Origin of the sequence: Cupriavidus sp. UYPR2.512 (assembly GCF_000379565.1) — a bacterium.
GTDB lineage: Bacteria > Pseudomonadota > Gammaproteobacteria > Burkholderiales > Burkholderiaceae > Cupriavidus.
Window position 1 is genome coordinate 47,208 of record NZ_KB902953.1, and the last position, 19,656, is coordinate 66,863.

Consider the following 19,656-nt stretch of genomic DNA (forward strand, 5'->3'; position numbering starts at 1 on the left):
ACTCGCCGGCAACAGCAGCCTGGCCGACTGACACAGAGCAGACAGGAACTTTCGGATGACTGACTCGAACCTATCTTTCTTCGGCAGGGTCTCGCTTGCCATGGGCACCTTCTTCGCCATCCTTGGCAACCGCGAACTTGCAGCCGGCGTCAAGCGCCTGCGTGACGGTGAGGGATTCGCCCCGGCGCCGGCGCCGGCATCGGCGCCCGCGCCCGCCCCAATGGCGCAAGCTGCCGTACCCGTGCTGAAAGAAGCCAGCCCGGTGGCGGCGCTCCAGTTGCTGGGGCTGCTCCAGCGCGACGCTCGCTTCGTCGACTTCGTCGAGGAAGACATCGCACGCTATTCCGACACGGAGATCGGTGCCGCCGCCCGCCTGGTGCACGATGGCTGCCGCGGGGTGCTGCGCGAGCACTTCACCATCCGGCCGGTGCGCGAGGAGGCCGAGGGCAGCCGTGTCACGCTGGCCGACGGCTTCGATGCCACCGCCATCCGCCTGACCGGCAACGTGGTGGGCAGCGCGCCGTTCCATGGCAGCATCAGCCACCGCGGCTGGAAGGTCGAGGAAGTGCGCCTGCCGCGCGTGGCCGAACGCCATGACGCCACCGTGATTGCCCCCGCCGAGGTGGAGCTTTGATGAGCGAAGCACGCTATGCCATCGGCATTGACCTGGGCACCACCCACAGCGCGGTCTCCTACGTCGACCTGGCCGCCAGCGATGGCGAGAAGACCAGCCAGCGCGTCCTGCCCATCACGCAGCTGACCGCGCCGGGGGCCATCGAAGACCTGGACCTGCTGCCCTCCTTCCTGTACCTGCCGCACGCCAGCGAACTCGCCCCAGGCGACCTGGCGCTGCCGTGGAACGCCGAGCGCGACTTCGCCGTGGGCGAGCTGGCACGCAGCCGCGGCGCGGCCACGCCGATCCGCCTGGTGTCGAGCGCGAAGAGCTGGCTTTGCCATCCCGGCGTCGACCGCCGCTCGCCGGTCCTGCCCAACGACGCACCGCCCGAGGTGACGCGCGTGTCGCCGCTGGAGGCTTCCGTGCGCTATCTCACGCACCTGCGTGAAGCCTGGGACCAGGCCCACCCCGAAGCGCCGTTTGGCGAGCAGGACGTCACCGTGACGATTCCCGCATCGTTCGACCCGGCCGCCCGGGAGCTGACGGCCGAGGCGGCCGCCGCGGCCGGGTATGCCCGCATGACCTTGCTCGAGGAACCCCAGGCCGCGCTCTATAGCTGGATCCAGAAAAGCGGCGGCCAATGGCGCAAGCAGGTAAAGGTCGGGGACATCATCCTCGTCGTCGATGTGGGTGGCGGCACCACCGACCTTTCGCTGATCGCCGTGATCGAGCGCGAAGGCAACCTTGAGCTGCATCGCATTGCGGTCGGCGACCATATCCTGCTCGGCGGCGACAACATGGACCTGGCGCTGGCCCACGTGGTGGCGCGCAAGCTGGCGGCCCAGGGCACGCAGGCCGATCCGTGGCAACTGCGCGCGCTGACCTATGCCTGCCGCGCGGCCAAGGAAACGCTGCTCACCGACCCGGATACCGATACCGTGCCACTGGTCGTGCCCAGCCGGGGCTCCAGGCTGATCGGCGGCTCGATCCGCACGGACCTGACCCGCGCTGAGCTGACCCAGACCATCCTGGAAGGCTTCTTCCCGCAAGTCGAGGCCTCGGCCCGCCCGGTGAGCCGGGCACGCGCGGGCCTGACGCAGCTTGGCCTGCCCTATGCACAGGATGCGGCCATCACGCGGCACCTGGCCGCGTTCCTGGGCCGGCAGGTGGCGGCGCTGGCCGATATCGAAGGCTTGCAAGGCGCACAGCCGGAAGGCGCGACCTTCCTCCACCCGACCGCCGTCCTCTTCAATGGCGGCGTGTTCAAGTCCGGCCTGCTGGCGGACCGTATCCTGCAGACACTCAACGGCTGGCTCGCCGCGCAAGGCGCGGCCCCTGCCCGCCTGCTTGACGGCGCGGAGCTGGACCTGGCCGTGGCACGCGGCGCCGCCTATTACGGCTACGTGCGGCGCGGCAAGGGGGTGCGGATTCGTGGCGGCACCGCGCGCGCCTACTATATCGCCGTGGAATCGTCGATGCCCGCCGTGCCTGGCTTCGAACCGCCGATCCAGGCCCTGTGCGTGGCGCCGTTCGGCATGGAAGAAGGCACCGAGGCCGCGCTGCCGCCGCAGGAATTCGGCCTGGTGGTGGGCGAACCCGTGCACTTCCGCTTCTTTGGCTCGTCGGTGCGCCGCCAGGACCAGGTCGGCACCCTGCTGGACTACTGGGGGCCGGAGGAACTGCAGGAGCTGGAAGAAATCCAGGCGACCCTGCCAGCCGAAGGCCGCACCGCAGGCGAAGTGGTGCCGGTCAGGCTGCATGCGCGGGTGACCGAGGCCGGCACCCTCGAACTCGAAGCCGTGCCCGGCGGCAGCGGTGAGCGCTGGAAGGTCGAGTTCGATGTGCGCGGCAGCGCCGATGCCTGAGCAAGCGGCCGGGCCGACGACAAAGCAATACGTCGTCGGCATCGACCTCGGCACCAGCAACACGGTCGTCGCCTACGCCAAGGCCGGATCCGACGATATCCGCGTCTTCGATATCGATCAGCTGGTCAGCCCGGGCGAGGTCGCGGCCCGCCCCCTGCTGCCCTCGGTGCGCTACCACGCGGCACCGGGCGAACTCAGCGGCGACGACCTGCAACTGCCCTGGCAATCCGCTGCCAGCGCCGCCGCGCGCCGGACCGTGTTCGGCCGCCTGGCGGCCACGCTCGGCGCGCAGGTGCCAGGCAGGCTTGTGGCCAGCGCCAAAAGCTGGCTGTCGCATGCTTCGGTCGACCGCACCGCGGCCATCCTGCCATGGGGCGGGGACGACGATCTCGACAAGATCTCGCCGGTGGTCGCCAGCGCCAGCTACCTGGGCTACGTGTGCGCGGCATGGAACCACCGTTTTCCCGATGCCCGCCTCGAGGACCAGGACGTGGTCCTCACCGTGCCCGCCTCGTTCGACGAAGGCGCGCGCGCGCTGACGCTGGAGGCGGCGCGCCTGGCCGGGCTGCCCGCCCTGCGCCTGCTCGAAGAGCCGCAAGCCGCGCTCTACGACTGGCTGTTCCATCATCGCCAGAGCCTGGACACCGACCTGGCGCAAACCCGCCTGGTGCTGATCTGCGACGTGGGCGGCGGCACCACTGACCTCACCCTGATCCGGGTGGACATGCAGGACGGGCAGCCGCAGCTGACCCGCATCGGCGTGGGCAACCATCTGATGCTCGGTGGCGACAACATGGATCTTGGCCTGGCGCATCTGGTCGAGGCGCGCCTCGGAGCCGGCGGGCCAGCACCGTCGCGGCTGTCGGCGGCCGGCCTGTCGCAGCTGGTCGCGCGCTGCCGCGCCGCCAAGGAACAGCTGCTCAGCGCGCAGGCGCCGGACTCGGTCGCGGTGACGCTGCTGGGCGCGGGCGCCAGACTGATCGGCGGCGCACGCTCGGTGGAAGTGACGCGGCAGGAGGTTGAACAGCTGGTCGTCGACGGCTTCTTCCCCAAGGTGCCGGCCAGCGAAAGGCCGGGGCGCGCACGGGGCGCGATTGTCGAGTTCGGCCTGCCGTATGCGTCCGACCCGGCCGTTACCCGGCACGTTGCGGCGTTCCTGAGCCAGCACGCCGCGCAATCGCGGGCGGCACTGGACGCACCACAGGCGCCGTCCGATGCCTTGCCGATGCCCGACACCCTGCTCCTCAACGGCGGCGTATTCCGGGCGCAGGCGCTGGCCGCCCGCATCGCCGACACGCTGGGCGCGTGGCGCGGCGCGCCGCTGCAGGTCCTGCACAACGACAATCCCGACGTTGCCGTGGCCCGGGGCGCGGTCGCGTATGCCCGGGCACGTGCCGGGCAGGCCCCGCGCATCGGCGGTGGCTCGCCGCGCAGCTACTTTCTTGTTCTCGATGATGGCGCGTCGGGACAGCAAGGGATCTGCCTGCTGCCGCGCGGCACAGAGGAAGGCCACGAGATCCACCTCAGCGACCGCACCTTCGCCTTGCGCCTCGGCCATCCGGTGCAATTCCACCTGGTGTCCTCGGTCGCCGACACGGCCTATCAGCCCGGCCAACTGACCGATCTGGCGGCGGGCGACTTCATCCGCCTGCCGCCGATCGCCACTGTCGTGCAGCCGCGCGGCGCCAGCGGCGCGCGGGAAACGCCGGTGCAGATCACCACCTCGCTGACCGAGGTCGGCACGCTCGAGGTTCACTGCATCAACATTGCGGATGCCTCGCAGCGATGGCGCCTTGAATTCCAGTTGCGTGGCAACGACACCCAGTCGGTGGCAACCGCGCCCGATACGGCAAACCCGTCCCTGCCCCGGGCCCTGGAGGCGATCGACCGCACCTTTGGCGCGCGCTCGCAGGACGTCGGCCCCAAGGAAGTCAAGCGCCTGCGTGCGCAGCTGGAACAGTTGCTGGGTGCGCGCGAGCAATGGGACAGCGCCCTGCTGCGCGAGCTGTTCGGCGCCTTCTGGGAGCGCGCCCGGCGCAGGCGGCGCACTGCCGACCATGAACGCCTGTGGCTGAACCTGGCCGGCTATTGCGTGCGCCCGGGGTTCGGCTATCCGCTCGACGAATGGCGCGTCGGGCAACTCTGGTCGCAGTACGACCAGGGCATCCAGTACGTCAACGAAAGCCAGAACTGGTCGGAGTGGTGGACGCTGTGGCGCCGTGCGGCAGGCGGCCTGGACGAAAGCGCGCAACTGCGCCTGCTGGACGACATGGCCTTCTACCTGCAGCCACCCGGCAGCACCCGCTACAAGAAGCCCGCCGGGCCCGCCAGGTCCGGCTATGCCGATATGGTGCGCCTTGCCGGCTCCCTGGAGCGCATTCCCGCCGACGCCAAGATCGAGCTGGCCGAATGGCTGCTGGCCCGGCTGCGCAAGCCATCCGAAAACAGCCAGGGCTGGTGGGCCGTGGGCCGCATCGGCGCGCGCCGGCCGTTCTACGGCAGCGCGCACAGCGTTGTGCCGGCCGAGACCGCCGCCCAATGGGTGGACGCCATCCTGGCCCTCGACTGGAAAAAGGTCGAGCCGGCCGCGTTCGCCGCCGTGCAGATCGCGCGCATGACCGGCGATCGCAGCCGGGACCTGCCTGACGAGATCCGGGCAACCGTGGTGCGCCGGCTGGAAGCCGCCAACGCGCCGCCAAGCTGGATTGCCATGGTGCGCGAAGTGGTGGAACTCAATACCGCGGACGAGGGACGGGTGTTTGGGGAGGCGCTGCCCGCCGGCCTCAAGCTGATCGCGGGGTGAGGCTCGAAGTCACTGCGCTTCGAACCCTATTCCAAGTCTGCGGGGAGCAATCCGTCCTGAGCGCGCAAAGCGCGCACGCCGAACGATGTCATTACGCGCCTGCAAACGGAAATCCGGAAGGCGCTCCAGGCGCCCGACGGCAAGCGTGAACGGAATATCGGGCGTTCTCGCCATGCCGGACACATGCCTCCGCCAGAGCGCCGCGGCCGAGCAGCAAGAACGCGGCCTCGCCCACGCCGCGTGGCGCGGGACTATCGCGCCTCGGTCGATTCGCGCTCGAACTCCCGGATCACCGGGTTGCCAAGGATGGCATCCCTTCCCGCCTCGATCAGGCGATCGACGTCCCTCTCGGGCAGACGAAGTCTGGTCGGCAGATCGTTCAGACTTGCGGCACGCTCTTTGTCGAGGGCCTCAAACGAGATCCGCGTGACGAAGAATTCGACTTCATCGCACCGCCAGCCTGGGCGGCGTGCAGCAATCTCCTGCTGCCGAGACTGCGCCATCCCACACCGATACGCCACGAGGTCGTCGCGCCACTGCCGCATCATGGGAACGAAGGCGTCATAGCTCATTCGAACGTTGGTCGCCATTGCCGCGTCGATGGCCGCGCTGGCGACTTCGATTCCCGATGGGCCACCCTGGCTTCGGTTCCAATCGCCGCGCGGGCCCTGGCCGGCGTCAACAACGATGAAAAGCAGCCGCCGCACATTGATCGCGTCGTTCTCGCTCATGGGACCGTAAGCCGTGCCCAGCAGCAGGCGCGTTTGCAAAATGGTGGCCAAGCCGTAGTTGTCGGTCACCCCGCCGTCGACCAGCTTGATGTACTTTCCCTTTGAAGTGTCCCGGTGACCGCGAACGGCGGTTGCCAACGCGCCAAGCAGCAGCGATTGCCCAGGCCTCTGGGCGTGGTCAAGGTTCGGCAGCGGTGCACGACAAGCCTCAGGATATTTTTGAAGGACGATCGGTGCGAAGAAGAGCGGGACCGCCATGGATGCGGCGACGGCCTCGGAAACGGGAAAGCTCGCGAGATCACTGCATAGCGCATCGAATGCCAGCTGGCTGAACGGAAACGCGACCCGATAGTAGACATTCGTGGCGTTGATCCAAACGATTGGCTTGCCGCGCCGGAATATGTCGGCGTACGTCGCACCCTTGAACACGTCTTCGTCGAGCCATGTCCGGAGATCTTCCCGATCGTTGAGGCCCCCCGCGAAGAGGCGCGCAAGGTTGACCGGATTCAGCAGACTGAAGCGAAGTCCCGCCTCTCCGTCCTTCAAGAGCACTGATCGAAAGGTCGCCAGGCTGGTCTTGCCGTGCAGACCGTAGTACGCCGCAGTGATGGAGCCTCCGGACACGCTGCTAATGAATGCGATGTCGTCGAGCAGGGACGCGCCCCCAGGACTTCTCATGGCGTCGAGCCCCTGCAGAGCGCCGAAGGCGAAGGCTGCGGCTCGCGTGCCACCGCCAGAGAACGACATGGCGACGGTTGTCTGGCCGGCGACATCGGTGGGTTCGCGCATGGCCGCGGATGCGCTGCCAGCCGCGGCCTGAGGCAGATTGCGCGGAGCATTGTGAGGAAGCGACCCGCAGGCACTGAGTCCCGCAAGTAGAAGCAGCATCAGAGTTCGGTAGGCCCTGCCGCAGGCGTGTCGCTCTCTCCGTGCCTCCCCCACTCGCCAAGGCAGGCCGCTCTTGCGGCGAAGAGTGTGGTCATGTTGAAACTTGCACATTGGACTAGGTAAGGAACGGGCTCGGCATGGTGGCGGCCCCAGGAAGGGAAGGTCGAGTTTCGTTGCCGCCGGGACCCGGTGTGTCCGGGTCCCTCGGAATGTTACGGCATCTCCATGGGGGCCGCACGCCCCGCGGATGGCGCCTGAGCAGCTTCGGGGGAAAGCAGGAGGGCGGACGAAGATCAATCAGGTACTGAATGCTAACTTGACCGACCTTGATTGGTTCGCCTGGTGCCACGCCGCTAGCGGTCATTTTTAATCGCCTCCAAGTTATCGGAGCCTCCACGCTCGCGAGTTCCAGGAATCAAGCCGCCCACCGGAGCCAGGGGTCTCACATAGCACCAAAACATCAAATTTTTTGAACCATATTTACAAGTCACGCTAGCTGTTTCCGCACTTTCTCTCGCTATAGTTCTTCAAATTGACGGCGCGACAACGCAACAGAGCGAACCAAGCGCCGCCATGCAAAAACTCAAGATTATTGAATAAATTTCATCGGAGAGAGCACCATGTCCAACGCCAAGCTGGAAGTCCTGACCCCGCGCAACAGCCAACTGATCATCATCGACCACCAGCCCCAGATGGCTTTTGGTGTGCAGTCGATGGACCGCCAGAGCATGAAGAACAATGTCGTGGGCCTGGCCAAGGCAGCGAAGATCTTCGACGTGCCGACCACCATCACCACGGTCGAAAGCGATTCATTCTCCGGCTATACCTACCCCGAACTGCTCGACGTCTTCCCCGGCAAGCAAACGCTCGAACGCACCTCAATGAACTCCTGGGACGACCAGAAAGTGCGCGACGCGCTGGCCGCCAATGGCCGCAAGAAGATCGTCGTGGCCGGCCTGTGGACCGAGGTCTGCAACACTACCTTCGCGTTGTGCGCGATGCTTGAGGGCGACTACGAAATCTATATGGTGGCCGACGCATCGGGCGGCACGACCAAGGATGCCCATGACTACGCCATGCAGCGCATGGTCCAGGCAGGCGTGGTGCCCGTGACCTGGCAACAGGTCATGCTGGAATGGCAACGCGACTGGAAGAACCGCGAAACGTACGACGAGGTGATGGCCGTGGCCAAGGAACACTCGGGCGCCTATGGCATGGGGGTCGACTATGCCTATACGATGGTCCACAAGGCCGCGCAACGCACGGCAACCACGCACGAATCGCTGGCTCCCGTGCACGCGCCGGTCGTCGAGCGCTGATGCATGTCCGCCACCAGTCATCCCTCGGAGCGCACAAGATGATTCCAGGTCGAAGCGTGGCCAACGGCGCCCTGCTGCTGGGATGCTGGCTGGCCATCAGCACGTCCAGCGTAGCGGTGGCAGCGATCGTCGCCAACGCGCTGATCGCATGATCGCCCCCTCCGCGGGGGAAACCTTCCCCCGCGGGCATGCCCCTGCGAGACAAACAAGCGGCGAGCGTTTGCCACCCTTCGGCATTGCCGGATCGGCCGAGCGCCCGGAGTTGGGCGAGTGCAAGGGCCGCTGCACCCATTTACAGGATGGATCTCAACCATGAGCGCAAACGTCAACGCATCAAACAATACAGAAACAAACGAAAATCCCAGCCTCTGGGAAATATGCAAAGCGCCAATCCTCCTTACTATCGTGGGCGGCGCCATCGACACGATTGGCTTTATTGCGCTGCTGGGCTTCTTCACCGCACACGTCACCGGAAACCTCGTGCTCGCGGGAGCGGCATTCGTCAAAGGTGGGGCCGGCTTATGGATTAAGCTCGGCGCCATACCACTCTTCATTGTCACGGTCATCATCAGCAAGATGCTGATTGACCGCAACCAGCGGACCCACCAGACCCACCAGACCTTAGGTAGGCTGTTTGTTGCTGAAGCGACCTTCCTGCTGGGTTTCATGGTCGCCGGCCTGTATCTCGAACCGTTCGATAATCCGGATGGCGCGGGCCTTGCTTTGACTGGAGGCCTCGGCCTTGTCGCGCTTGCCGTCCGAAATACTGCCAGCAAGACACTGATCAAGTACATCAGCCCCAGCACCATGATGACCGGGAACACCACCCAGTTGGGTATCGATCTGTCGAATTACTTGCGTGCCAGGACACGCACCAATTTCCAGGATCTTCTCAAAAGCGCAAGTGTTGTGATCGGCTTTGTGATCGGGGCTTTCCTAGGTGCATCCCTCTATGTGACGATCGGATTCTGGAGTGTCCTTCCATTTATACTTCCCGTCGCATATATGGCGCGCATGGCATTTCGCAACCAATTCAGATGAGTGAATGACATCATGAGCATCAGCACAAACAGGCTTGAATCATTCAGCGATGGTGTCATTTCCGTAAGCTTGACACTCATGTTGTTTCAACTACAGGTTCCGGAAGGCTTTTCGCTTAAAGACATCCTTAATAATGCCTCTAATTTTTTCGGCTATGTGCTAAGTTTTGTTTACGTCGGAATATACTGGAACAACCATCATCACTTATTCAAAGTTGCCCGTGGAATTAACGGCAAAATTATGTGGGCGAACCTCCACCTGCTGTTTTGGCTAAGCATGATTCCATTCACCACCACCTGGACTGGAAAATCTGCCTTCGCGCAGACACCAACGGCAATGTATGCATTTGTCCTGTTCATGTGCGCCGTCTCTTACTCACTGCTCACAAGACTCATCATCAAGTATGACGGCGAACATTCCGCACTTGGGCAAGCCATCGGAAACGACCTCAAAGGGAAGCTCTCGATCCCTATCTACGCATTAGCGATCCTGGCCAGTTTTTTCAGCAGCGTAGCTTCGTTTTTCATACTGACCTTAATGGCTGGCGTATGGTTCGTTCCCGATTCTCGCATTGAAAAATATCTGCTCGTCAACAATACCCATGAACCCTGACGGCATGGGGCTCAGGATTGAGCCAGATGTACGAGCCCAGGACACTGGATTTCCCCCCCCGTGTCCCCGGACACGGTCACACCCTTAGGTTGATAAGGCCATGGCACGTTCCTCATGAATCGCTCAGTCAGGGTCTGGTTTGCGGTGTGTTTATTAGTTGAAATTTCTGCTCATCGGCGACCTGCTCGCTAACAGGTTGGTAAGCGCCCTTTTTGTCACTTACCTGCGCAACTCGGACCGATGGCCTACGATGACGGTAGGCTCTTTGCCTATCCCACCCGTGAAGCCATCTGCATCTCGTCCATCCATCCCTATCGCCACCATCGCGCTGGCCTTGTTCTGCTCGACCACCGCCGCCGACGACGCCCTTGCCCCACGGCGCGCCGACATGGTCAAGGAGATCGCCGAGGTCGCGGCAGCGGCCGCCGCCCAGAGCGGCAGGCATGCCATCGACGCGCGCGTCATGGCTGTGATGGGACAAGTGCCCCGCCACGAGTTTGTTCCGGACGAGCAGAAGCCGCACGCCTATGAAAACCGGCCGCTGCCGATTGGCCATGGCCAGACCATTTCGCAGCCGTATATCGTCGCGCTGATGACCGACCTGATGATGGTCAAGCCTGGCGACACGGTGCTTGAGATCGGCACCGGCTCGGGCTACCAGGCCGCGGTGCTGACCGGGCTGGCGCGTGCCGTCTACACCATCGAGATCATCGAGCCACTGGGACGGCAGGCCTGCGACCGCCTGAAGCGGCTGGCCTACCGGCAGGTCACGTGCAAGGTTGGCGACGGCTACTACGGCTGGGACGAGCACGCGCCCTTTGACGCTATCGTCGTCACCGCGGCGGCCAGCCATGTGCCGCCGCCGCTGATCCGGCAACTGAAGCCAGGCGGCCGCATGGTGATCCCGGTGGGCGCCCAGTTCCTGACGCAGTACCTGCTGCTGGTGGAAAAGTCCGCGGACGGCACCGTTTCCACCAGGCAGATCCTGCCGGTCAGGTTCGTGCCGCTGGTTGGCAAGCACTAAGAACCCGTTTCATGATGAAAAAGGGGACGTGTTCAAGCCAGGCGCGGCACATCAGCCCTGCCAGCTGACGCCATGCCACGCCCCCCGCTATTCGCCTTGGCCTTGCTCTCTGCCGCCGCGCTGGCTTACGAGATCCTGCTGATGCGGCTGCTTTCCATCATCCAGTGGCATCACTTCGCCTACATGATGATCAGCGTGGCGCTGCTGGGCTATGGCGCGGCGGGTGCGCTGGTGGCACTGGCGCAGCGAACGCTGGTCCGCCATTTTGTTCCCGTGTTCGCGGGCGGGGCCCTGCTGTTCGGCATCAGCGCGATGGCCTGCTTCGTCCTGGCCCAGCACGTGGCGTTCAATCCCCTGGAGATCCTGTGGGAGCCATCGCAGCCGCTGCGCCTGTTGCTGATCTACCTGCTGCTCTGGGTGCCATTCTTTTGCGCCGCCACCAGTATCTGCCTGAGCTTTTCCCGCTTCACCGGGCAGGTTCCCCGCATCTACAGCTTCGATATCCTTGGCGCCGGGCTGGGCTGCCTGGGCATCATCGTGGCGCTGTTCGCGCTGCACCCGGTCGATGCCCTGCGGCTGGTCGGTGCGGCAGGCATGGCGGCGGCGGCCCTGGCATGCGTGGAATGCCGCTGGCACCGGCCCTGGCTGCCGGCGCTGCTGCTGTTGGCGGCAAGCGTGCCGGCCGGCGTGCCAGGTGACTGGATTGCGCTGCGGCCGTCCGAGTACAAGGAGCTGAGCCAGGCCCTGCGCATCGGCAACGCGCGCGTGGTGGCGCAGCGCTCCAGTCCCCTCGGCCTGGTCACGGTGGTCGAGAGCCCCTCGATCCCGTTGCGGCACGCGCCCGGGCTGAGCCTGAATGCCAGCCAGGAGCCGCCAGCACAACTGGCCGTGTTTACCGATGGCGACGGGCTCAGTGCACTCAACCGCTATGACGGCCGGCGCGAACCGCTTGCCTACCTGGGCGACCTCACCTCTGCCCTGCCTTACCACTTGCTGCGGAACCCGAAGGTGCTGGTGCTGGGCAGCGGTGCGGGGGCGGACGTCTTGCAGGCGGTCTACCACCAGGCCAGCGCGGTCGATGCCGTGGAACTGAATCCACAGGTGATCGACCTGGTGCAGGGCCGCTTCGCTGCGTTTTCCGGCAAGCCGTACAGTGCGGCCGGCGTCCGTGTCTTTGCCGGCGAGGCACGCGGATTCCTGGCGGCCAGCACGGCACGCTACGATCTCATCCAGGTGGCCCTGCTGGATTCATTCAGCACGTCATCGGCCGGACTGTACGCGCTCTCCGAGAGCTATCTCTATACCGTGGAGGCCTTCCAGGGCTACCTGCGCCATCTTCGGCCCGGCGGCCTGCTTGCGATCACGCGCTGGGTCACGCTGCCGCCCCGTGACATACCCAAACTGCTCGCTACCGCCGTGGCCGCCATGGATGGCGCGGGCGTGCCCGAGCCATCCCGGCGGCTGGCGCTGGTCCGTGGCTGGAAGACGGCCACGCTGGTCGTCAAGAACGGGGAATTCAATGCAGCGGACCTTGCCGCCCTCGCCGGCTTCTGCCGCGCCCGTTCATTCGACGTCGAATACTATCCCGGCATCCGGCCCGGCCAGGCGAATCGCTATAACGTGCTGGACCAGCCCTACTTCTTCGACGCCGCGCAGGCCCTGCTCGGCCCCGAACGCGACCGGTTCCTGTCCCGCTACAAATTCGATGTGCGGCCCGCCACCGACGACAGGCCGTACTTCTTCCATTTCTTCAAATGGCGCACCCTGCCTGAACTGCTGTCGCTCAAGGCGCAGGGCGGCCTGCCCTTGCTGGAATGGGGCTATCCGGTGCTGGTGGCGACGCTGCTGCAGGCCACCGCCCTGGCATTGCTGCTGATCGTGGTCCCGCTCTGGATCCTGCGGCGGCGCCCCCGGCCGCAGCCCGCCGCTGGGCCTGGCGGCAACGGCGCGGCCGTGCGGCGGCTGTCCGAGTGGCGAGCCGGCTTCTACTTCCTGGCGGTCGGCCTCGGCTTCATGTTCGTGGAGATCGCCTTTATCCAGAAATTCATCCTGTTCCTGAGCCACCCGCTCTATGCGGTTGCGGTGGTGCTGTGCGCCTTTCTCTGCTTTGCGGGACTGGGAAGCCGATACGCCCAGCGCATGCCCGCGCGCGGTGGCGATGACCGCGGCAGGCGGCAGGCGGCGCTGGCCGTCAGCGGCATCTGCTTTGCCGCGCTGGTCTACCTGGCGGCGCTGCCGACGGTCTTCAGGCTGCTGATCGGGATACCGGACCCGGCCAGGATTGGCGTCTCTGTACTGCTGATCGCGCCGCTGGCGATCCTGATGGGAATGCCGTTCCCGCTCGGCCTGGCCCGGGTCGCCGCCCGCGACCCAGCGCTGGTGCCCTGGGCATGGGGCATCAACGCCTGCGCCTCGGTGGTGGCGGCGGTCCTTGCCACGCTGGTCGCGATCCACGTCGGATTCACCGCGGTGGTGCTGGTGGCGCTGCTCCTGTATGCGGCCGCCGCGCTTGCGTGCCCATGAGCCGGGGGCCGGGATCGATCCCGCATGCCATGGCTGCGGCTCACCCCGTGCTAGGATGAATGCCCGCCCGGCAGCAGCCCGGCAGACGCCCAATCGGCCCATGACCACCCTTTACACGACCCTCGGCGTGCAACCGGACGCCACCCTGGACGAGATCAAGCGCGCCTACCGCCGCGCCGCGATGAAGTGGCACCCCGACCGCAATCTTGGCCGCGAGACTGAGGCGCACGTGGCATTCCAGGAAATCCGCGACGCCTACGCCATTCTTTCGGATGCCGGGCAGCGCCAGATCTACGACGAGGTATTCGCGCGGGAGATGCGGCGCTGGCAGGCGGAGCGCGAGGCCCAGGAAGAGCAGGAGCGCGAGGCCCAACGCGAGAGCCAGCGCATCGCGCAGGAACACTACGAGAAAATGCTCGGTATCGCGATGCGCTTTGCCGACGACGGCCACAACCGCGACGTCATCTTCGGCGTGCTGCTTGGCCGGGACTGCGACGCGGACCTGGCGGCACGCATCGCGGACAGCATCTGGGCCCTGCAGGAGTCGCGGCGGGCAAGTGCGCGGGCCGCGCACACGCCGGACACCGAGGCCGCCCAGGCGCCCGCCGGGGCGGGAGCTTCAAACCCCGACGAGGCGACGCGGCCCAAGCGTCACGCCGGCGCCTTCGACTCGTTCTGGCACGGCTTGTTCGGCATCCGCTCGTAGCGGGGAGTATCCAACGCTGCACCCACTGGAGCGGAAGCCGACAACACCCCTCTAGATGTCGGGGGCGACCAGGAGCCCGCTTTTCACCGTGTGGATCAGCGCAAGGCGGTCTTCAACTGCCTTGCGCAGGACTTCGCGTCCCCTGAACGGATCCGTCAGGTAACTGGCGTACTGGCTCGCCCGAATCTGCACCTTGAGACGCATCGTCGTTGGTCCGCTCTCCGGCCATGTCACCAGGAACGCGGGATGGCTGTCCGCGCACTCAACGAAAGCAGCGTCAGGCGACGGGAAACAGGAGTCAGCGCCCTGGGCAAGGAACTGGAGATCCTTGTCCTTGAACTCGTAGGTTGCCATGTCTTTCTCCCATCGCGCGCAGAAGCCAGGCCCTCAGTGAATCTGCATCCCGCGCATGGCATGAATCCGGCCATGATGCTGCATCAACGCCTCATACTGGCGCTGCAGCGCCGCGCTGGCCTCTGGTGGCAGCGGCTTCATCATGACGGACTGATACTCGCGCCTGGCGGCATCTTCTTCGTGCTCGCACATTCCCATCACGGCGTCGTCGTTGTTCGGCGAGAGCATGTGGCGGAATGCCATCCAGCGGCGGAACAGCATGCCATTCATGCTGCCGCGGTCAGCTGGCGCGCCGCCCATGGCGCTGACCAGCAACTGCAATTCCTTCACCGACGCCCGGCACGATTCCGCGGTGCTGGTCAGAATGTCGCGCAGCGCTGCATCGTGCACTTCGCTGGCTCCGCTCATGCAGGCCAGTTCGCTGTCCTTGCCAGCCTCGATCAGCTGGTTGAGCGCGAGGACAGCTTGTTTCTGGTTGTCGCCCATGGAAGTCTCCCAACATGTATGCCGGCGGCGCGCGGCTTCGGCGCAAATCGCCAGGATCGTCAAAGGAGGAAGCGCCGCGGCGCAGCCGGCCGTGAGAACGTCATCAGAGACGCAATCAACATCAGTCAGCCGGGTCGCGCCGGACCCCATCTGCCTGCTCGTTAAGAGGCAAGGCGTGACTCCATGATAGGAGATGGCCGAACCCCCGTTCAGTACCCGGCGTTGAGCGCTCCTGCCGGCGGCTCCATGCTGGAATGGGGGGAGCGCAAGCGGACCATGCGCCACCCTGAACCGGCCGCTCACTTGCGCTCATCGGCATTCCCGGCCCCGAGCGCCTCAAGCAGCGGCCGCAAGGCATCGAGCTGTGCGCCGAAGCCACTCCAGTCCCCCGCCTTCAGGCGCTCGATGGCGCGGTCATAGTGCGCGAGTGCCTCGCGGGCGCGGGCGTTTGCTGCGCCCTGCGCCGGTATCCCCGCCGGGGCGGATTCCTTGAAGAGGGCCGCGAGGGCTGCGCCCAGGCTGTCCTCCATAACCACGCGATCGCCATAGGCGGCGATCACCCGCTTGAGTTCGGGCAACTGGCCGGACTCCGCGCGCAGGTAGAGCGGAGAGACATAGAGGATCGAGTTCTCGATGGGCACGACCTGGAGATGGCCGCGGATAACGCGCGAGCCCATCTGGTTCCACAGGGAAATCTGCTGCGAGATATCGGTATTCTGCTGGATGCGCGCCTCGATCTGGAACGGCCCGTAGACCAGCTTTTCCTTGGGGAAGGTGTAGGCAACGAGCTTGCCGTAGTTGGGGGGATCGGAGCGCGCCGCCAGCCAGGCGATCATGTTCTCGCGCTGGCTGGGCACCATCGGCAGCATGAGGACGAACTCGGCGCGCGCCTCGTCTGGCAGCCGCAGGATCATGTAGTAGGGCATCATCCGCGCGGCGGGCATGTTCCCTGTGCTCATGCCCGTCAGCTGGCGTGGAAACTCCCAGAGATCCTCGCGGTTATAGAAGACTTCCGCCGCTTCCATGTGGTAGGCGCGGTAGATCTGCGCCTGGATCAGGAAAAGGTCTTCAGGGTAGCGGATATGCCGCTGCAGGTCCTGCGGCATGGCGCCCAGCGGCCTGAACATGCCCGGGAAGATGCGCTGGTACACCTGCAGGATCGGATCGGCCGGGTCACTGGTGTAGAAGTCGACCGTGCCGTTGTACGCATCGATCACGATCTTGACGGCGTTGCGGATGTAGTTGGCGCCGCCGCCGTTGCGGGGCTGCGAATAAGGGAACCAGCGGCTGGTGGTGTAGGCGTCCTGGATCCAGTAAAGGCGCCCGTCGCTCGCGACGACATAGGGGTCATGGTCGAGGCTGAGGAACGGGGCAATCGTGCGCACGCGGTCCTGGATGTTGCGATGGAGCAGGATGCGGCTGTGCGGCGTGATGTAGCCGCTCAGCAGGATATTGGGATCGTCGAGCTGCCAGGCGAACAGGGTCCGGCGCGCCATGCCGCCGATTTCGATGCCGTCGCGCCCGCGGTAGGCCGTATAGACGTTGTCCTTGCCCTTGGGGTAGTCGAACTCGGGCACACTGCCTTTGACGATGACATAGCCCTTGCCGCCTTCACCGAAGTAGAGGCGCGGCTCCTGGATGGCCGGGCCGCCGTTGGAAAGCGGGGGAATGCCATGCAGATAGAGCGAGGGCAGGCCTTCGGCGGATTTCTCTGTGACCGGCGACATCACGACGCCATTGCCATGGGTGAACAAGAGATGCAGGTTCACCCAGGTCTGGGCATTGGCCGGAATCAGTGCCGGCTCCAGCTCCCGCGCCGACAGCATGACCTGCTGGTAGCCTGCGCTGAGCTGGTAGCGGTCGATGTCCGTCGCGAGGAACTTGTAATAGGTCCTGATCTCCTGCAGCTGCGCATAGGTATCGCGCAGCGGCTGCAGGTCCCACAGGCGGATGTTGTCGATGGTCGGGCGATTGGCCTGGAGCGCTTCGAGATTCAGGCCCTGTTCGGCCGGAAACGGCCTGGCCTCGATCTGCGTTACACCATAGGCCTCGCGCGTCAGCGCAATATTGTGTTCCAGATACGGCGTCTCCAGCTGCAGCTCGTTCGGCTTGACATAGAAACGCTGGAACAGTGCCGGCCAGATCGTGCCGAGCAGGAATGCGCTGCCGATCACCAGCAGCGCCGCGGCCGCAGGCACCCGATAGTCCCGCCAGCTTATATTGGCCCATGACACGGCGGCAGCCGCGGCAGCCAGGCCGACTTGCAGCCACAGGACCGGCAGCCCGACATGGACATCGGTATAGCTCGCGCCGACCACGACGCCGTTGTCGCCATAGAGCAGCATGAAGCGGTCGAGCCAGTAGGACCACGCCTGCAGCGCGAAGAACAGGCCGAGCAATGCCGATCCATGGGTAGCGGCCGCCGGTGAAAGCCCGCGCGGCGAACGGACCAGCGCGATGTCGCCGCGCAACCCGTAGACCACGCCGGCAATCACGGCGCTGCAGGACAGCAGCAGGAGCAGCCAGTTCCTGAGGGCAAGATACGCCGGCAGCGAGAAGACGTAGAAACCGATGTCCTTGCCGAAGATCGGATCGGCCTTGCCGAATGGCACCTGATGGATATAGCGCAGCGCAATGGCCCAGCTCGACAGTTCACCGACGGCTATCAGCAGCCCCACAAGGACGGCGGCGCCGGCAATGGCGGCGCGCCACGGAAGGCGCGCTGCAAGCTCGCCAACCGGCTGGCCCAGGACCTCCGGCCTCCAGGCCTGCGCCTGACTCGCGCAGCGGTGCGCCAGCCAGCCCGATAGCCAGAGCGCGCCTGCCGAAACAGCGAATACGGCAAGGAACAGAAGCGCCTGGGTAGCGAATACCGTGCGGAACACCCCGGCGTAGCCAACCGAGGCAAACCACAGCCAGTCAACAATGAGGTCGGTGACGCGATCGACAGCGACCAGCGCGACGATGCCGGCCACAACCCAGATCGCAAGGCGTCTCAGGCGCGTGGCGTCCCTCGCTGGCGAGCGCATCGATCATGCTCCTTTGCTGCACCGTCGTCCGTGACCCGGCCATTGTGGACGGCTGGCCTGCCGCAAGCGCGGCTGAACGGGCTGCCTGTTCATCTCAGCATATATGCCTTCGCTGCCCAGCGCACCCGGCACGGCCGTGGCGTCGTCGACGAGCACCCATTCACTCTATCCGATAGGATTCGAGCATAATTTTTTCCGAATTCATCAAATGCAGGAATAGGATTACAATCTCTGGCGACATTGAACGACAATTCGCATGTCTGTGCTCCGGCCCGCAAATATCATGGCTATGTACCCAGAACAAGACCAAGGTGCCCGCCATGACAACCGGATCTCCCCTGACTGCCGCAGCTCCGGCAGCGTTTGCGCATACCGCCCCGCCAGCCGCGCTGCTTGGCCAGCTGGCGCTCGACCTCGAGGCCACCTTCGCCCACAGCGCGCGCATGGTGGCCGGCCACATCGCGGTGCACCTGCCAGACACCGACACGCTGCTTGCAACACTGCCGCCAGGTGCCCTGCTCGGCAAGCCGGATACCTATGCCCGCCACCTGGTCCATGCCGACCCGCTGGAGCGCTTCTCGGCGATGGTGCTGGTCTGGCGCCCGGGCCAGACCAGCCCCGTGCACGGCCATCGCACCTGGTGTGCCTACCGCGTGCTGCGCGGCACGCTGAGCGAACAGCACTACCGGTGGGATCCCGCCAGCCGGCAGGCGCGCCATGCCAACGCCGTCTTGCGCACGGCCGGCGATACCTTCAGCGTGCCGGCCGGGCTGCAGCATATCCATGCGCTGGGCAATGCCAGCGACGATATCGCCGTGTCCCTGCACCTCTACGGCGTGCACCGCGACCACGTTGCCACTGGCGTGAACCTGCTGGTGCCGACCGCCGACGCCTAGCATCTGCCGCGCGTAGCCGCGCCGCGTGCGGGCGCCGGCCCACCCTTACCTGACCCGCTACGCACCATGGACCGCTACGACAAACAGATTCTCGCCATCCTGCAGGAAGACGCCACCGTGCCGGTGGCAGAGATCGGCGAACAGGTCGGCCTGACCTCGACGCCATGCTGGCGCCGGATCCAGAAGCTGGAAGAGGCTGGCCTGATCCGCAAACGCGTGGCGCTGCTCGACGCCGGGAAGCTCAATGCCGGGGTCACGGTCTTTGTCTCGGTCCGCACCAGCCAGCACAACGTGAAATGGCTGGCGCAATTCCACGGGCTGGTGGCATCGATCCCGGAAGTGACCGAGTTCTACCGTATGGCCGGCGATACCGACTACCTGCTGCGCGTGGTGGTGCCGGATATTGCCGCCTACGACCGCGTCTACAAGAAGCTGATCCAGGGCGCCGAGCTGGCCGACGTCAGCTCCAGCTTTGCGATGGAGCAGATCAAGTACACCACGGCGCTGCCGCTCGATTATGCGTAGGCCGGCACCGGCCCTTCATGCGCATTTGGCAACTAAGGACAGGCACGCCGGCCCCAGCGACACCGCCAGCCCTATCAGCGGCAGCACGGCGCCGTGCTCACGGCTCAGGGAGATCGCATCCGGCCCGGCGGACCAGCCGACGCATGCGACAAAGACCGCCAGGCCCAGGTCCTTCAGGATCTGCACGGCCGACCTCGGGAAGGTGCCGAGCGACGGCCTTCTTGAATTGATCGACGGA

15 protein-coding genes and 1 pseudogene are annotated in these 19,656 nt (G+C 65.3%); 11 read left to right on the forward strand and 5 right to left on the reverse strand.

Annotated features, from left to right (window positions below):
* The first annotated feature begins 55 nt into the window (after window positions 1-55).
* Genes A3A5_RS0113260 through A3A5_RS0113270 form a run of 3 tightly spaced genes read left to right on the forward strand, consistent with a single transcriptional unit; the run spans window position 56 to window position 5,284 of the window.
* On the forward strand, window positions 56-634 hold the full coding sequence (locus A3A5_RS0113260) for a DUF2760 domain-containing protein (protein ID WP_018311054.1): 579 nt from the start codon (window positions 56-58) through the stop codon (window positions 632-634).
* A complete protein-coding gene (locus tag A3A5_RS0113265; RefSeq protein ID WP_018311055.1) occupies window positions 634-2,481 on the forward strand; it encodes an Hsp70 family protein in 1,848 nt (615 codons plus the stop codon). The genes A3A5_RS0113260 and A3A5_RS0113265 overlap by 1 nt, the downstream gene beginning before the upstream one ends.
* The gene (locus A3A5_RS0113270; RefSeq protein ID WP_018311056.1) at window positions 2,456-5,284 is read left to right on the forward strand and encodes an Hsp70 family protein; all 2,829 of its coding nucleotides are present in this window, start codon (window positions 2,456-2,458) and stop codon (window positions 5,282-5,284) included. Before A3A5_RS0113265 ends, A3A5_RS0113270 begins: the two co-directional genes overlap by 26 nt.
* A gap of 251 nt (window positions 5,285-5,535) precedes the next feature.
* Here the strand turns inward: A3A5_RS0113270 and A3A5_RS0113275 are convergent, their stop codons facing one another.
* Window positions 5,536-6,804, reverse strand: a complete 1,269-nt coding sequence (locus A3A5_RS0113275; protein ID WP_018311057.1) for a patatin-like phospholipase family protein — start codon at window positions 6,802-6,804, stop codon at window positions 5,536-5,538.
* 719 nt (window positions 6,805-7,523) lie between these two features.
* Here A3A5_RS0113275 and A3A5_RS0113280 point away from each other — a divergent pair.
* The 6 genes from A3A5_RS0113280 to A3A5_RS0113310 all read left to right on the forward strand — a co-directional run bounded on the left by A3A5_RS0113280 (window position 7,524) and on the right by A3A5_RS0113310 (window position 14,128).
* Window positions 7,524-8,222 (forward strand): hydrolase, encoded by a 699-nt coding sequence (locus A3A5_RS0113280; RefSeq protein ID WP_018311058.1) that lies wholly within the window; start codon window positions 7,524-7,526, stop codon window positions 8,220-8,222.
* A 312-nt stretch (window positions 8,223-8,534) separates the two neighbouring features.
* Window positions 8,535-9,263 (forward strand): YoaK family protein, encoded by a 729-nt coding sequence (locus A3A5_RS0113290; protein ID WP_026200747.1) that lies wholly within the window; start codon window positions 8,535-8,537, stop codon window positions 9,261-9,263.
* Window positions 9,264-9,275: 12 nt separating this feature from the next.
* Window positions 9,276-9,875, forward strand: coding sequence for a TMEM175 family protein (locus A3A5_RS0113295; RefSeq protein ID WP_026200748.1), 600 nt, complete (start codon window positions 9,276-9,278; stop codon window positions 9,873-9,875).
* Between the two features lie 250 nt (window positions 9,876-10,125).
* Window positions 10,126-10,899, forward strand: a complete 774-nt coding sequence (locus A3A5_RS0113300) for a protein-L-isoaspartate(D-aspartate) O-methyltransferase (RefSeq protein ID WP_026200749.1) — start codon at window positions 10,126-10,128, stop codon at window positions 10,897-10,899.
* Between the two features lie 72 nt (window positions 10,900-10,971).
* Window positions 10,972-13,422, forward strand: coding sequence for a spermidine synthase (locus A3A5_RS0113305; RefSeq protein ID WP_018311064.1), 2,451 nt, complete (start codon window positions 10,972-10,974; stop codon window positions 13,420-13,422).
* 100 nt (window positions 13,423-13,522) lie between these two features.
* Entirely contained in the window at window positions 13,523-14,128 is a 606-nt protein-coding gene (locus A3A5_RS0113310; RefSeq protein ID WP_018311065.1) for a J domain-containing protein, read from the forward strand.
* Between the two features lie 51 nt (window positions 14,129-14,179).
* Here the strand turns inward: A3A5_RS0113310 and A3A5_RS0113315 are convergent, their stop codons facing one another.
* The 3 genes from A3A5_RS0113315 to A3A5_RS0113325 all read right to left on the reverse strand — a co-directional run bounded on the left by A3A5_RS0113315 (window position 14,180) and on the right by A3A5_RS0113325 (window position 17,997).
* The gene (locus tag A3A5_RS0113315; protein ID WP_018311066.1) at window positions 14,180-14,482 is read right to left on the reverse strand and encodes a hypothetical protein; all 303 of its coding nucleotides are present in this window, start codon (window positions 14,480-14,482) and stop codon (window positions 14,180-14,182) included.
* A 33-nt stretch (window positions 14,483-14,515) separates the two neighbouring features.
* On the reverse strand, window positions 14,516-14,968 hold the full coding sequence (locus A3A5_RS0113320) for a PA2169 family four-helix-bundle protein (protein WP_018311067.1): 453 nt from the start codon (window positions 14,966-14,968) through the stop codon (window positions 14,516-14,518).
* Between the two features lie 299 nt (window positions 14,969-15,267).
* Window positions 15,268-17,997, reverse strand: a complete 2,730-nt coding sequence (locus A3A5_RS0113325) for a UPF0182 family protein (protein ID WP_018311068.1) — start codon at window positions 17,995-17,997, stop codon at window positions 15,268-15,270.
* 320 nt (window positions 17,998-18,317) lie between these two features.
* On the opposite strand from A3A5_RS0113325, the gene A3A5_RS0113330 reads away from it, so the two are divergent.
* Window positions 18,318-18,893: a cysteine dioxygenase family protein gene (locus A3A5_RS0113330; protein WP_018311069.1), complete on the forward strand. Its 576-nt coding sequence runs from the start codon at window positions 18,318-18,320 to the stop codon at window positions 18,891-18,893.
* A 66-nt stretch (window positions 18,894-18,959) separates the two neighbouring features.
* The gene (locus A3A5_RS0113335; protein ID WP_018311070.1) at window positions 18,960-19,418 is read left to right on the forward strand and encodes an Lrp/AsnC family transcriptional regulator; all 459 of its coding nucleotides are present in this window, start codon (window positions 18,960-18,962) and stop codon (window positions 19,416-19,418) included.
* 33 nt (window positions 19,419-19,451) lie between these two features.
* Here A3A5_RS0113335 and A3A5_RS41470 read toward each other — a convergent pair.
* Window positions 19,452-19,649: pseudogene (locus tag A3A5_RS41470) on the reverse strand (aspartate-alanine antiporter); the annotation flags it as partial.
* Between the last annotated feature and the right edge of the window lie 7 nt (window positions 19,650-19,656).